13 protein-coding genes are annotated in these 13,728 nt (G+C 69.2%); 5 read left to right on the top strand and 8 right to left on the bottom strand.

Going from position 1 to position 13,728, the window contains the following annotated elements:
• The first annotated feature begins 9 nt into the window (after positions 1-9).
• From AC099J_RS25690 to AC099J_RS25670, 5 genes are all read left to right on the top strand, one after another.
• A complete protein-coding gene (locus AC099J_RS25690; RefSeq protein WP_479618132.1) occupies positions 10-1,203 on the top strand; it encodes an ABC transporter substrate-binding protein in 1,194 nt (397 codons plus the stop codon).
• A gap of 71 nt (positions 1,204-1,274) precedes the next feature.
• Positions 1,275-2,465: an ABC transporter substrate-binding protein gene (locus AC099J_RS25685; protein WP_479618131.1), complete on the top strand. Its 1,191-nt coding sequence runs from the start codon at positions 1,275-1,277 to the stop codon at positions 2,463-2,465.
• 52 nt (positions 2,466-2,517) lie between these two features.
• On the top strand, positions 2,518-3,393 hold the full coding sequence (locus tag AC099J_RS25680) for a branched-chain amino acid ABC transporter permease (RefSeq protein ID WP_479618130.1): 876 nt from the start codon (positions 2,518-2,520) through the stop codon (positions 3,391-3,393).
• Positions 3,390-4,367, top strand: coding sequence for a branched-chain amino acid ABC transporter permease (locus tag AC099J_RS25675; RefSeq protein WP_479618129.1), 978 nt, complete (start codon positions 3,390-3,392; stop codon positions 4,365-4,367). Before AC099J_RS25680 ends, AC099J_RS25675 begins: the two co-directional genes overlap by 4 nt.
• A gap of 307 nt (positions 4,368-4,674) precedes the next feature.
• On the top strand, positions 4,675-4,914 hold the full coding sequence (locus AC099J_RS25670) for a PEP-CTERM sorting domain-containing protein (RefSeq protein WP_479618128.1): 240 nt from the start codon (positions 4,675-4,677) through the stop codon (positions 4,912-4,914).
• A 94-nt stretch (positions 4,915-5,008) separates the two neighbouring features.
• On the opposite strand, the gene AC099J_RS25665 is transcribed toward AC099J_RS25670, so the two are convergent.
• The 8 genes from AC099J_RS25665 to AC099J_RS25630 form a co-directional block, all read right to left on the bottom strand.
• Positions 5,009-5,461 carry an SH3 domain-containing protein gene (locus tag AC099J_RS25665; RefSeq protein WP_479618127.1) on the bottom strand — a complete coding sequence of 151 codons (453 nt, stop codon included), beginning with the start codon at positions 5,459-5,461 and terminating at the stop codon, positions 5,009-5,011.
• A 128-nt stretch (positions 5,462-5,589) separates the two neighbouring features.
• Positions 5,590-6,681: a lipocalin-like domain-containing protein gene (locus AC099J_RS25660; protein WP_479618126.1), complete on the bottom strand. Its 1,092-nt coding sequence runs from the start codon at positions 6,679-6,681 to the stop codon at positions 5,590-5,592.
• A gap of 4 nt (positions 6,682-6,685) precedes the next feature.
• Positions 6,686-7,732, bottom strand: a complete 1,047-nt coding sequence (locus tag AC099J_RS25655) for a PLP-dependent cysteine synthase family protein (RefSeq protein ID WP_479618125.1) — start codon at positions 7,730-7,732, stop codon at positions 6,686-6,688.
• A 77-nt stretch (positions 7,733-7,809) separates the two neighbouring features.
• Complete coding sequence (locus AC099J_RS25650) at positions 7,810-8,325, bottom strand: retropepsin-like aspartic protease family protein (protein WP_479618124.1); 516 nt, start codon at positions 8,323-8,325, stop codon at positions 7,810-7,812.
• Positions 8,322-11,003, bottom strand: coding sequence for an ABC transporter permease (locus AC099J_RS25645; protein ID WP_479618123.1), 2,682 nt, complete (start codon positions 11,001-11,003; stop codon positions 8,322-8,324). The genes AC099J_RS25650 and AC099J_RS25645 overlap by 4 nt, the downstream gene beginning before the upstream one ends.
• Complete coding sequence (locus AC099J_RS25640; RefSeq protein ID WP_479618122.1) at positions 10,990-11,661, bottom strand: ABC transporter ATP-binding protein; 672 nt, start codon at positions 11,659-11,661, stop codon at positions 10,990-10,992. Before AC099J_RS25640 ends, AC099J_RS25645 begins: the two co-directional genes overlap by 14 nt.
• A complete protein-coding gene (gene miaA, locus AC099J_RS25635; protein WP_479618121.1) occupies positions 11,652-12,614 on the bottom strand; it encodes a tRNA (adenosine(37)-N6)-dimethylallyltransferase MiaA in 963 nt (320 codons plus the stop codon). Before miaA ends, AC099J_RS25640 begins: the two co-directional genes overlap by 10 nt.
• Positions 12,615-12,789: 175 nt before the next feature.
• Positions 12,790-13,710 (bottom strand): DUF4394 domain-containing protein, encoded by a 921-nt coding sequence (locus tag AC099J_RS25630; protein ID WP_479618120.1) that lies wholly within the window; start codon positions 13,708-13,710, stop codon positions 12,790-12,792.
• Between the last annotated feature and the right edge of the window lie 18 nt (positions 13,711-13,728).

The raw sequence follows: 13,728 nt of genomic DNA, 5'->3' as shown, positions 1-13,728 counted from the left end.
GAGATTGCCATGACCCGCCAACTCACCACGCTCGCCTTGATGCTGGCCGCCGCTGGCTTCGCTACGCAGGCCGCCGCCCAGGAAAAGGTCAAGATTGGCCTGATCACCGACATGTCCAGCCTGTACTCGGACGTTGAGGGCAAGAACGGCGCGCTGGCGATCCAGATGGCCATCGATGATTTCGGCGGCAAGGTGCTGGGCCAGCCGATCGAGTTGCTGTCGGCCGACCACCAGAACAAGGCCGACATCGCCGCCAGCAAGGCACGCGAATGGATCGACACCGCCGGCCTGACCATGGTGTTCGGCGGCACGAACTCGGGCACGGCCCTGGCCGTGGCCAAGGTCGCGCAGGAGAAGAAGCGCGTCTACTTCAACAATGGCGCAGCGTCCTCGGCGCTCACCAACGACCAGTGCACGCCCTACACCGTGCACTATGCCTACGACACTGTGGCGCTGGCCAAGGGCACAGGCGCTGCCGTGGTGGATGCGGGTGGCAAGAGCTGGTTCTTCCTGACGGCCGACTACGCCTTCGGCCACGCACTGGAGGCCGATACCAGCCGGGTCGTGAAGGAAAAGGGCGGCACCGTCGTGGGCGTCGTGCGCACGCCGCTCAACGCGTCGGACTTCTCGTCCTTCCTGCTGCAGGCGCAGAGCTCCAAGGCGCAGATCCTCGGGCTGGCCAACGCCGGCGGCGACACCATCAATTCGATCAAGGCGGCCCGGGAATTCGGCATCAACAAGACCATGAAGACGGCCGGCCTGCTGGTCTTCCTCTCGGACATCCACAGCCTGGGCCTGAAGAACACCGAAGGCCTGTTGCACACCACCAGCTGGTACTGGGACCTGAACGACAAGACGCGCGAGTTCTCCAAGAAGTTCTTCGCCAAGGCCCAGCGCATGCCCACCGACGTGCAGGCTGCCGACTACTCGGCCACCATGACGTATCTGAAGGCGGTCGAGGCCGTCAAGTCCACCGACGCCGACAAGGTCATGGCCCAGCTCAAGAGCATGAAGATCGACGATTTCTACGGCAAGGGCCAGATCCGCGCCGATGGCCGCTACGTGCACGACATGTACCTGGTCGAAGTCAAGTCGCCCAAGGAATCGACCAAGCCCTGGGACTACCTGAAGGTCGTCAAGACCTTGCCGGGCGACCAGGTGTTCACCACCAAAGCCGAGTCCAAGTGCCCGCTGTGGAAGTGATGGTGGCGCGGGCCTGATCGCAGCGCCCGCGCGTTTTTCGTTCCTTTTCGTTTCCGTTTTCCGAGCCAGCCATGACCTCCACGTTCCGTCTTTCCGCCCTGATGCTTGCCGCCCTTGCCGCCACGGCCGTGCAGGCGCAGGACAAAGTCCGCATCGGCTTCGTCACCGACATGTCCAGCCTGTATGCCGACGTCGACGGCAAGGGCGGCGCCCTCGCGATCCAGATGGCCATCGACGATTTCGGCGGCAAGGTCAATGGCATGCCCATCGAGCTGCTGTCGGCTGACCACCAGAACAAGGCCGACATCGCCGCGTCCAAGGCGCGCGAGTGGATCGACACGCAGAACCTGTCGATGCTGATCGGCGGCACCAGCTCCGGCGCGGCGCTGGCCATGGCCAAGGTGGCCCAGGAGAAAAAGCGCGTCTACATCGTCAACGGTGCGGGCAGCTCTGCACTGACCAATGACCAGTGCACGCCTTACACCGTGCACTACGCCTACGACACCGTGGCGCTGGCCAAGGGTACGGGCGGTGCCGTGGTCGGGCAGGGCGGCAAGAGCTGGTACTTCCTGACGGCCGACTACGCCTTCGGCGCGGCGCTCGAGGCCGACACGGCCCGGGTCGTGCAGGGCAAGGGCGGCACAGTCGCCGGCAGCGTCAAGCACCCGCTGAACGCGTCGGACTTCTCTTCGTTCCTGCTGCAGGCGCAGAGCTCGAAGGCCCAGATCCTCGGGCTGGCCAATGCCGGCGGCGACTTCATCAGCGCCGTCAAGGCCGCACGCGAATTCGGCATCAACAAGACGATGAAGATGGCCGGTCTGCTGGTGTTCGTGACGGATGTGCACAGCCTGGGCCTGAAGAACACTGAAGGCCTGCTGCTCACGACCAGCTGGGACTGGAACCTGGACGAGCCCAGCCGGGCTTTCGGCAAGCGCTTCTTCGAGAAGGTCAAGCGCATGCCGACCGACATCCAGGCGGCCAACTACTCCGCCACCACGACCTATCTGAAGGCGGTGCAGGCCACCAAGACGCTGGACGCCGACAAGGTCATGGAACACCTGAAGAAGACGCCGATCGACGACTTCTACGCCAAGGGGCAGATCCGTCCCGATGGCCGCTTCGTGCACGACATGTACCTCATGCAGGTCAAGTCGCCGGCCGAGTCCAAGCAGGCGTGGGACTACTACAAGGTCGTCACCAAACTGAAGGGCGACGACGTCTACACGACCAAGGCCGAAAGCAAGTGCGCGCTGTGGAAGTGAGGGCCAACGCTGCCCGCGCGCGTGACATCGACACAGCCGCCATGAGCCCGACATGACGATCTCACTACCCGCCTTGCTGAGCCAGCTCCTTCTGGGGTTGGTCAACGGCTCCTTCTACGCCATCCTGAGCCTGGGGCTCGCCGTGATCTTCGGCCTGCTGAACGTCATCAACTTCGCACACGGTGCGCTGTTCATGATGGGTGCCATCGTCACCTGGATGGCGATGAACTATTTCGAGGTCAACTACTGGGTCATGCTGCTGGTAGCCCCGCTGTTGATCGGCCTGTTCGGCGTGTTGATCGAGCGGCTGCTCTTGCGCTGGATCTACAAGCTCGACCACTTGTACGGCCTGCTGCTGACGCTGGGCCTGACGCTGTTGATCGAGGGCGCGTTCCGCTCGGTCTACGGCGTCTCCGGCCTGTCGTACGACACGCCCGAGTTGCTGACCGGCGCGACCGACATGGGCTTCATGATGCTGCCCAACTACCGCGCCTGGGTCGTCGTGGCCTCGCTGACCATCTGCTTTCTTACCTGGTTCGTGATCGAGAAGACGCGGCTGGGTGCCTACCTGCGCGCAGGCACCGAGAACCCGCGGCTGGTCGAGGCCTTCGGCGTCAATGTGCCGCTGATGATCACGCTGACCTACGCTTTCGGGTGCGCGTTGGCCGCGTTCGCCGGCGTGCTGGCCGCACCGGTGATCCAGGTCTCGCCGCTGATGGGGCAGAACCTCATCATCGTGGTGTTCGCCGTCGTCGTGATCGGTGGCATGGGCTCCATCATGGGCGCCATCCTCACGGGCCTGGGCCTGGGCATCATCGAAGGGTTGACCAAAGTGTTTTATCCCGAAGCCTCCTCCACGGTGGTGTTCGTGATCATGGCGATCGTGCTGCTCATCCGCCCTGCGGGCCTGTTCGGGAAAGAAAAATGAGCAAGAGCACCATTGGCTACGCCCTGCTGCTGCTGGCACTGATCGCCGCGCCCTTCCTGGGCGCCTATCCGGTGTTCATGATGAAGCTGCTGTGCTTCGCGCTGTTCGCCTCGGCGTTCAACCTGCTGCTGGGCTACACCGGCCTGCTGTCCTTCGGGCACGCCGCCTTCCTGGGCGGTTCGGCCTACGCTGCCGGCTACGCGATGAAGTCCATGGGGTTGACGCCCGAAGTGGGTCTCATCGCCGGCACGCTGGCGGGTGCTTTCCTGGGCTGGGTGTTCGGCTTCTTCGCCATCCGGCGCCAGGGCATCTACTTCTCGATGATCACGCTGGCACTGGCGCAGATGGTGTTCTTCGTGGCGCTGCAGGCCAAGTTCACGGGTGGCGAAGACGGCATGCAGGGCGTTCCGCGTGGATCGCTGTTCGGCGTGATCTCGCTGGCCGACGACCTGACCATGTACTACGTGACGCTGGTGATCGTGGTGCTCGCGTTCGCACTGATCGTGCGCACCATCCATTCGCCATTCGGGCAGGTGCTGAAGGGCATCAAGGAGAACGAGCCGCGTGCGATCTCGCTCGGCTACGACACCGACCGCTTCAAGCTGCTGGCCTTCGTGCTGTCGGCCGCGCTGTCCGGCCTGGCCGGTTCGCTGAAGACGCTGGTGCTGGGCTTTGCCACGCTGACCGATGTGCACTGGACGTCCTCTGGCGGCGTCATCCTGATGACGCTTGTCGGTGGCCTGGGCACCTTGTCTGGCCCGCTGGTGGGCTCGGCCGTCGTCGTGCTGCTGGAGAACAAGATCGGCGAGTTGGGCAACGGGCTGGCCGCGTTGACCGGCGTCGAGTGGTTCAACACGCTGGGCGAGTCGGTGACCATGGTCACTGGCCTGATCTTCGTGATCTGCGTGCTGGCCTTCCGGCGCGGCATCATGGGCGAGATCATCGCGCTGCTGCAGCGGTTCAAGAAGGCGTGAGGGTCCCGGGGCCGGGCGGGGGCGCTCGCCATCGGGCCCCGCGGAGCCTACCCACCCCGCCTGGCCTCAGCCGCCGGCAGGACTGAAGAGTCTGTGCGCCGGTCCACCGGGTTATAGCGTCGACAGCGTTACAAGAGTTGCACCGCGCAACGATCCGTTCTGCATCGCAAACGCGGACACTGATCCCGCATGACCGCCAGCGCATTCGACAGGTGCAGGTCGTGCGCGGGGAGGCGTGGTTGCAACAACGATCAGAAGCACGGCCGTACGCGCGGTGGACGGACTTGGCGCCACGCGAGCCCTGGACTTGAACGCCCTCATCGCGCCGAACCAGCTCGGAGCTGACTGGGTGTTGCGAGAAGCCCATGACATCAACAGCAGAGGCTGGATTGTGGGCGATGCCGTCAACACGCTGACGGGCGATACGCGGGGCTATGTGCTGACGCCGCTGGACGTGCAGGCCGTGCCCGAACCGCCCGTGCTGTGGCTGATCCTCTCGGCCATGGGTCTGTCCACGCTTGCCGCGCGCCGCCAACGTCGCCGCTGACCTGCGGCTGCGCAAGCGTCGCTCTGCCCAGCGGGTGCCCAGGGTGGCGCAGGGGGCCAGTGACGTAGCGTGTAGCAGCCACTCCGCGTGGGCGCTAGCCGCCCCACAACAGCCGGGCCGCGACCCAGCCGCGCCGGCCACCCTCGCGCTGCACCTGCACCCACTCGCCGCGGCGCGCCACCCGCTTCACGATGTCGCCGCGCTCCAGCTTGCCGAGCAGGCGGCCGCCGATGCGCGGGTGCGCGCGCAGGTTGGCCACCGGCGCCCGCACGACTTTGTGCGTGCTCTTGCCGGTGACGCGACGGTGCACCCAGCCACTGTCCTGCTCGAAGTCGCGCACGTTCAACCACTCACCGCGGCGCGCAATCACCTGCAATGGGTAACCACGGCTCAGCTGCCAGCACACGGCGTGCTGCGTGCCTGGCCCGGCGCGCATGTTGGCCTCGCGCACGCTGATGCCAATGTAGGGCTGCGCCCAGGCGCCGAAGGAATGCAGCGCGAACGCTGCGACGAAGATGCGGAGTACCTTGGGAAATGGAGAAGACATGGCGTGGGGAGACACAGGCCCGCATCAAAGTTCCCGCTCGTTACGTCTTTGGTCGGGCAAGGCTCCAACTCCCGCAGGCGTTGCCCAGGCGCATCCGCAGGGTGATCTGGCGCCCCTGCGGACAGCGCCTACAGCTTCAGTCGCGCCGCGTACCCCGTCATCTCCAGGTACCCGCGCCCCACCAGTCGCTCCTGCGCGTCCAGCAGGTCCGACAGGCCCTCCCAATACACTGCGCCGGTCGAGCCGCGGCTGTCCAGCTCCTGCGCGTCGAGCACGGCGCGCACGGTGAAGGTGCCGGCCGGCGTCTCCACCTGCCACTGCACCGGATAGCGGCCCCGGCTGGCCGGGCTGCTCCACCAGCGCTGTGGCACGAAGCGCACCTCACCCTGGCCGAAGATGCGCGCAGCCTGGCCACTGGCGCGGAACGAGCCGCCGTCCCACAGCGCCGACCCATCGGAGCGCCGCAGGTGGAAGGCCGTCAGCGCGCTGCCGTCGAAAAGGTTCATGCCGATCCAGTCCCAGCCCACCGCCTCGGGATGCATCAGCGCCTCGCTCCACTCGTGGTCGAGCCAGGCGCGGCTGCGCAGGGTCGGGTCGGCCGCATCGGCATCCAGCCCAAAACGCTGGCCCTGCAGCGTGAGCTGGCCCGACACCGCCAGCTGCGGCACGCTGTAGTAGTAGCTGGCCTGCTCCGGCTGCGGCCCCTTGCGCGACAGGCCGTCCTGCCCCTGCAGCAGCAGCGGCTGGGTCTGGGCAAAGCGCAGTTGCAGGCCGAAATCGCGCGACGGCAGTGTGGCCACCAGATCGGCACCCTCGCGGCGCAGCGACCAGTCGTGCAGCCGCACACCGGTGTCCGCCTCGTCGGCCTGCGCCACGCCGAAGCCGGCGCGCGCGATGCGCTGGTCGTGCCAGAGCTTGCTGCCCTGCGGGTCGGTGATGGCCGCGTGCGCGAACAGCAAGTGCCGCGCTGCGAAGCGCGAGGTCATGCCCTGCGTCGCGTCCACCCGTGAGCGAAAAAACGTGACCTGAAAGCCGAACACCCGGCCGCCGCTGGTGGCCTGGCCGGTGATGTACCACCACTCGGTGCGCAGCTCAGGGTGGCTACCCAGATCGCGCGGGAACTGCAGCGTGCGCGGCGGCAGCGCAATGGCCGTGCCGCTGACCGGCAGCAGACCGGTGGCCGCCAGCCATCCCAGAACCTGCCTGCGGCCGTGCGTCAAGTTCTCAGCCCTCCAGCAGGGCCTCGATGCCCTGCTGCGCCACCGTGCAATCGCCGATGTGCGCATCCACCCAGTCGGGGTCGTGGAAGGTGGGCAGGTAGCGCTCGCCCGCATCGCACAGCAGCGACAGCACCGAGCCGTGCGCGCCGCGCGCATGCATCTCGTGCGCCAGCACCAGCATGCCGACGAAGTTGGTGCCGGTGGACGGGCCGACGCGTCGGCCCAGCAGTTTCGACAGCACGCGCATCGCCGCCACCGAGGCGATGTCGGGCACCTCGACCATGCGATCGACCACCGAGCGGATGAAGCTGGGCTCCACGCAGGGCCGCCCGATGCCCTCGATCAGCGAGCCCTGCGACGTCAGCGCGGCATCGCCGCTTGCGTGGTACTGCGCGAACACCGAGCCCTCCGGGTCGACCACGGCCAGCTGCGTGGCGTAGCCGCGGTAACGCACAAAGCGCCCGATGGTGGCGCTGGTGCCGCCGGTGCCGGCGCCCGCCACGATCCACGCCGGCACCGGGTGCCGCTCGTGCGCCATCTGCTGGAACATGCTCTCGGCGATGTTGTTGTTGCCGCGCCAGTCGGTGGCCCGCTCGGCGTTGGTGAACTGGTCCATGTAGTGGCCGTCGCAGTCGCGCGCCAGCGCCCAGGCTTCGTCGTCGGCCTCGTCCGCATGGTCGACGAAATGGCAACGCCCGCCGTAGAACGCGATCTGCGCGAGCTTCTCGGGCGAGGTCTTGCGCGGCACCACGGCCACGAAGGGCAGGCCCAGCAGCCGCGCGAAATACGCCTCACTGACGGCCGTGGAGCCGCTGGACGCCTCGACGATCGTCGTGCCCTCGCGCACGTGGCCGTTGACCAGCGCGTAGAGAAACAGCGAGCGGGCCAGCCGATGCTTGAGGCTTCCGGACGGGTGCGTGGATTCGTCCTTGAGGTACAGGTCAATGCCGGCGGCGTGGAACACGGGCAGCGGCAGCGGGATGAGGTGCGTATCGGCGCTGCGTTGCAGGTCGGCCTCGATACGGCGCAGGGCGGTGGACAGCCAGGTCACGGGATGTTGCGTTCGTCGAATCGATGAAGGCGTGGACGATACACGGTCGGGCGATGCCCTCCAACGCTGCGCGCGCCTCACCCGCCCCGCGGCCGCAGCACCATGCGTTCACGGCCCATCTCCACGTCGAAGTACTGCAGGAAGTTCTGACCGAGCAGCGCCTGCGCGTCGTCCCCCATGCCCAGGCCGGTGGCCACGCGCAGGTCGGTCACGGCCAGCCCGCCCTGCAGGCTGACGCTGTCGGCGCGCACCATGCGGCCGGTGCGCACGCCGTTGGCGGTGCGAAACGTGGCGCTCTCGCCGCCCGACAGGCCGGCGCGCTGCGCCAGCGCGGCGCTGACGCTGACGACGCTCGCTCCGGTGTCCACGAGGAACATCACCGGCTCGCCGTTGACGGCGCCGGCCACGCGGAAATGCCCGTCGGTGTGGCGCTCGATCACCAGCGCGCCGCTGGCCGTCACGCGCGCGGCACGCGGCTGCTGCCAGCGTTCCATCGCCCAGTACAGGCCGGCCATGACGACCAGCCAGAAGGCCACGATGCCCACTGCCCCGCGCAGCACGAAGCCGCGCGACTGTCTGTGTCCCGTAGTCACCAATCCTCCTTGACGGCCAGCACCGCGTCGCGACCGGCGGCCGCGCGGCCCGACACCCAGGCCGTGAGCGTACCGGCTGCCACAACAGCCCCACACAAGACCAGCAATCGGCCCCACGGCAGCAGCAGGTCCATCGTCCAGTGGAAGCTCTGCGGATTGACCACGTGCACCAGCACGACGGAGACCGCCAGCCCCAGCCCCAGCCCGGCGATCGAGCCGATCAGCGTCCAGGCCGCGCCTTCGCCGGCCACCACGGTCAGCACCTGGCGCCGTGTCAGGCCGAGGTGGGCCAGCAGCCCGAACTCCTTGCGCCGCGCCAGCACCTGGGCGCTGAAGCTGGCCGCCACGCCGAACAGGCCGATGCCGATGGCCACGGCCTGCAGCCAGTAGGTGACGGCAAAGCTGCGGTCGAAGATGCGCAGCGAGGTGGCGCGCAGATCGGACACCGAGGCGAACTCCAGCAGGGCGCCGGCACCGGGCGACTGCACCTCCACCAGCGCGCGCAGGCGCGTCTGCAGGTCGGCCAGGTCGGCACCCGGCGCCAGCCACAGGGCGACGTCGTTGACGCGCCGGTCGCCGGACAGGCGCTCGAAATCGGCCTGCGCAATGACCACCGCGCCGAACTGGCGGACGTAGTCGCGCCAGACACCGGCCACGAAGAAGCGCGGCGCGTGAGGCTGAGCCGAAGCCGAAGCCGAAGGCGAAGCCGATGCCGGAGCCTGAGCCTGAGCCGGAGCCGGAGCCGGAGCCTGGGCTTGCGTCGGCGCCTGCCCCTGCACCAGCGCTTGCGGAAACGCGGCGCCCAGCGCGTCCATCGTCGTACCTGGCCGGGCGCCGTACAGGTCGACCATGGGCTCGCTCACGTAGACGCCCAGCATGCCCGGCGGCACCGGCAGCGCAGGCCCCACCAGCGGCAGGCTGGTGGCCGGGTCGTCCAGCGGGCGCGCCAGCAGCTGCACGGCCGGTTGGCCGGCCGCCAGTTGCAGCGCCCGCTGGCGCGTGGTGGAGACACGGGCCACGCCGGGCGCGGTGGCCATGGCGGCCACCGTTTCGGGCGAGAAGAACACCGTGTCGCCACTGCCGGTGCCGCCTGCGGCTGCGCGCAGGTACAGATCGGCCGGCAGCACCACGTCCAGCCAGCCGATCATGGAATCGCGAAAGCTGGCCACCATCACCGTCAGCGCCACCGCCAGGCTCAGCGAGGCGACCACGCCACTGACGGCCACGGCCGCGCTCTCACGCACGCGGCGCGCGCGCTCCACCGCCAGCATCGGCAGCAGGCGGCCGGCCACGCGCGGCGCCAGCCGGTCGTACAGCAGCGCGATCAGGCCCGGCAGTGCCGTGATGCCGCCCACCAGCAGCAGCGCCACCGAGAAATAGGCGCCCAGCGGCAGGCCGAACACCGGCGGCAGCAGCGCCAACGCTGCACCCAGCACCAGCAGCGCCGCACTGGCCAGCTGCCTGCCGCCGGTGTGCAGCGGCGCGCCCAGGCCCTTGAGCGTCTGCGCCGGCGGCAGCGCCTGCGCAGCCCGCGCCGGCCACCAGCCGCCGGCCAGCGCGGCCGCCACGCCGAGCGCGCCGTAGATGGCCGCTGCGCCGCTCTGCCACTGCAGGCGCGGCGCCACGCCTGCAAAGTAGCCGCCGCCCAGGTCGCCACCCAAGAGCCGCAGCGCCGCCGCCGCCAACGCCGTGCCCAGCCCAATGCCGGCCACGCTGCCGACCACGCCCAGCACCAGCGACTCGCCCAGCACGATCTGCTGGCGTTCGCGCCCCGAAAGACCCAGCACGCCCAGCAGCGCGAACTGTTGCGCCCGCCGCGCCACCGACAGCGACAGCACCGAGAACACCAGAAACGCGCCCGTGAACAGCGCAACCAGCGCCAGCACCGTCAGGTTCACCCGGTAGGCGCGCGACAGGTTGCTGACGCGCTGTGCATCGTCGCCCGGCACCTGGGCACTCACTTGCGGCGGCAATGCCAGCGCCCGCAGCAGCGCGGCCGGGTCGGCGCCCTCGGCCAGCCGCAAATCGATGCGTGTGAGCTCGCCGACGCGGCCGAACAGCTCTTGCGCGGCGCCGATGTCCATCACCGCCAAGGGCCCGCCGCCGGCCGCCACGGTGCCGGCCACGCGCACCGTCTGCAGCGCCAGGCCCTGCTGCAGGCGCAGCGTGGTGGCGTCGCCGAACGCCTGGCGCGCGGCCGGGTTCAGGAACACCTGACCGGGCGCGAACAGCGCGGCGCTGGCATCGGCCTGCCCAGCCGTGGGCACCGGCTGCAGGGCAGGGGCCACGCGCGCGACCAGCAGCGCGTCCACACCCACCACGCGCAGCGGCTGGCGCTTGCCGCCCTCATCGGCTGCCTGCGCCAGGGTCTGCAGCTCCAGGACCGGGCTGGCCAGCGCCACCTGGGGGTGGGTGGCGACGCGGCCGTACAGCGCCTCGTCGAAGCCGCCCTGCACGGCGCGCAGCTCCAGGTCGGGCTGGCCGTTGACGGCGCGCACGGCGCTGGCGAATTCGTCCAGTGCCGAGGCGTTGATCAGCTGCACCGAGAACGCCAGCGCCACGCCCAGCATCACCGCCAGGACAGCGGCGGCGTTGCGCCAGGGGTGGTGCAGCAGTTCCTGCCACGAGAACGTGGCCAGCAGCGCGCCCAGCGGCGCGCGGCGTTCAGACTGCGGCATCGGCGATGCCTTCGCTGGTCAGGTGCAGGGTGCGGTCGGCGCGGGCAGCGGCAGCCACCGAGTGCGTCACCAGCACCAGCGATGCGCCGGTCGCCCGCACCTGGCCGACCAGCAGGTCCAGCACGCGGGCGGCGGTGGTGGGGTCCAGGTTGCCCGTGGGCTCGTCGGCCAGCAGCAGGGCCGGGCGGTGCACCAGCGCGCGCGCAATCGCCACGCGCTGCAGCTGGCCGCCGCTCAACTGCTGCGGCAGCCGCGCGCCCAGGCCGGCGAGGCCCACGGCGTCCAGCATCGCCGTGACCTCGGCCTTTGTGTCGCGTTGGCCCAGCAGCATCAGCGGCAGCGCCACGTTCTGCGCCACGTCCAGATGCGGCAGCACATGGAAGGCCTGGAACACGAAGCCTAGCGCACGCCGGCGCAGCAGCGCGCGGGCGTCGTCGGACAGACCGGCCAGGTCCTCGCCGGCCAGCCGCACCGTGCCGCTGTCCCAGTGGTCCAGCCCGGCCATGCAGTTCAGCAGGGTAGATTTGCCCACGCCCGATTCGCCGACGATGGCGACGAACTCGCCGCGCTGCACGGCGAGCGTGACGTTGCGGAACACTTCGGTGTCGCCATAACGCCTGGCGAGGGACTGGATGTCGAGGGTGGGAGCTAACTGCATCCCACGCGTTGTAGCACCTGCGTGAGGGCGTCCGGCGCGTCGCAGGCGATGGCCTCACGCTGCGCCATGGAGCGCAGCCAGGTCAGCTGCCGTTTGGCCAGCTGGCGAGTGGCGGCGATGCCCTGCTCGCGCAGCATGGCCAGCGCTGCGGCGGGCAACGGCGCACCGGCCGCAGACGCGGCGTCGCCGAGGCCATCCAATATCTCCCACGCCTGGCGGTAACCCACGCAGCGCATGGAGGGCAGGTCAGGGTGCAGGTCGCCGCGTGCGCGCAGCGCCCGCACCTCGTCGACGAAGCCGCCTGCCAGCATCGCGTCGAAGCGCTGGGCAATGCGCTCGTGCAGCCAGGCGCGGTCCTGCGGCTCCAGCGAGATCAGTTGCCCGGCCAGGGTACCGCGCGGGCGCTGCGAATGGAACGACGACAGCGGCCGGCCGCTCACGCGGTGCACTTCCAGCGCGCGCTGGATGCGTTGCGAATCGCCCGGTGCCAGGCGCGCGGCGGTGACAGGGTCCACGGTCGCCAACTCGGCGTGCAGGGCCGGCCAGCCGAGCGCCTGCGCCTGCGCTTCGATCGCTGCGCGCACGCTGGCGTCGGCCCGCGGCATGTCGTCCAGGCCGTCGACCAGCGCCTTGAAGTACAGCATCGTGCCGCCCACCAGCAGCGGCAACGCGCCGCGCGCGCGGATCTCGCCGACCAGCCGCTGTGCATCGGCCGCAAACTCGGCCGCGCTGTAGGGCTGCAGCGGGTCGCGGATGTCGATGAGGTGGTGCGGCACGGCGGCCAGCTCGGCCGCCGTCGGCTTGGCGGTGCCGATGTCCATGCCACGGTAGACCAGCGCCGAATCGACGCTCACGATCTCCACCGCGCGCCGCTCTGCAATCGCCAGCGCCGCCGCCGTCTTGCCCGAAGCCGTGGGCCCGGCCAGGCCGATCCATTTAAAGTCAGTTGTCACCCGCGCAGTGTGCCACCCGAGTCCAAGCAGCTAGATCGCAAGCCACACCTCCCAAGCCCGCAGGCCAGCCCGGCCAGGGCACCCGCGGAACTGGCTCTGCCAGGCCGCTGGGTGCGTCCCCCTTCGCGCAGCAGAAGGGGGAAGCGGCGAAGCCGCGCAGGGGGTTGTTCTCTACCTACGGCTCGATCGCCAGGCCCAGCAGAGGGCGGCCATTGCCGACCGTGCCCAGCACCGTGGCCTTGCCGGTCTTCAGGTCCACCAGGTACAGCCGCGCGCGCAGATCCTGCGCCGTGCGCACCACAGCGAACGCAGCGTTGGAGAGGTCGGCGATGTCGAACGACACATCGCGCAGCCCGGCCAGGCCCAGCGGGCCGACGGTGCGAAGCGCACCGGTGTTGGGCGAGACGACCGGCGTTTCGCCTTCGATCGAGCCCTGCATCACCAGCGCGCCCAGATCGCGGTCGACGGCGTAGTTGGTGGTGATCTTCTCGTTGGTCTTGTTGTAGGTGTAGCCCGCCGCGATCACGCTGGGCTTCTTGCCGGCGTTGGCGTCGCCCACCGCGTAGGTCAGCGTGCCGTCGGGCTGCATGCCAGGCTGCGCCGGGTCGGCGTCCACGGCCATGCCGGTGTCCGGGTGCAGGCGCAGGTTCATGCCGGTGTCGCTGACCACGCGGATGCGGTCAGCCGCTGGGTTGAAATCGAAGCCGTACTGCGTGCCCGCCAGCGCGAAGCCGGCCACCGCCATCGGCGCGCCGGGCGTGCCGCTGCCGACCTTCTTCAGTTCGGCGGTGGTCGTGTCCAGCGTGTAGAGCTGGCCGTTGTGCGACAGCGTGTACAGCACGCCGCGCGCCACGCGAAAGTCGATGCCAATCAGCCGGTCACCGGGCGTCAGCCCCTTGACCGGCTTGCGCTCCAGGATCTGCTGCGGATGGCCGGTGTTGAACTTGATCAGCTCGAGGTCTTCGGTCAGGCCGAAGGCGATCTCCTTGCGCGGCGTGGGCGTCGGTTCGGGGATGCTGGCGCAGCCGGCCATCAGGGCGGCCAGGACGACGGGAACGAGAGCGCGCACGGCGCTGGAACGGATCGGCAGGGTCATGGGTCGGGTGGGGTGTCT

This window comes from Rhodoferax sp. RT4P68, assembly GCF_056521305.1.
Note: the sequence above shows the minus strand (reverse complement) of the source record. Positions and strands in the feature narration are given on the sequence as shown.

Coding starts and splice junctions, on each gene's coding strand:
- AC099J_RS25690 (WP_479618132.1), top strand. CDS start 10: ATGACCCGCCAACTCACCACGCTCGCCTTGATGCTGGCCGCCGCTGGC.
- AC099J_RS25685 (WP_479618131.1), top strand. CDS start 1,275: ATGACCTCCACGTTCCGTCTTTCCGCCCTGATGCTTGCCGCCCTTGCC.
- AC099J_RS25680 (WP_479618130.1), top strand. CDS start 2,518: ATGACGATCTCACTACCCGCCTTGCTGAGCCAGCTCCTTCTGGGGTTG.
- AC099J_RS25675 (WP_479618129.1), top strand. CDS start 3,390: ATGAGCAAGAGCACCATTGGCTACGCCCTGCTGCTGCTGGCACTGATC.
- AC099J_RS25665 (WP_479618127.1), bottom strand. CDS start 5,461: ATGTCTTCTCCATTTCCCAAGGTACTCCGCATCTTCGTCGCAGCGTTC.
- AC099J_RS25645 (WP_479618123.1), bottom strand. CDS start 11,003: ATGCCGCAGTCTGAACGCCGCGCGCCGCTGGGCGCGCTGCTGGCCACG.
- AC099J_RS25640 (WP_479618122.1), bottom strand. CDS start 11,661: ATGCAGTTAGCTCCCACCCTCGACATCCAGTCCCTCGCCAGGCGTTAT.
- AC099J_RS25630 (WP_479618120.1), bottom strand. CDS start 13,710: ATGACCCTGCCGATCCGTTCCAGCGCCGTGCGCGCTCTCGTTCCCGTC.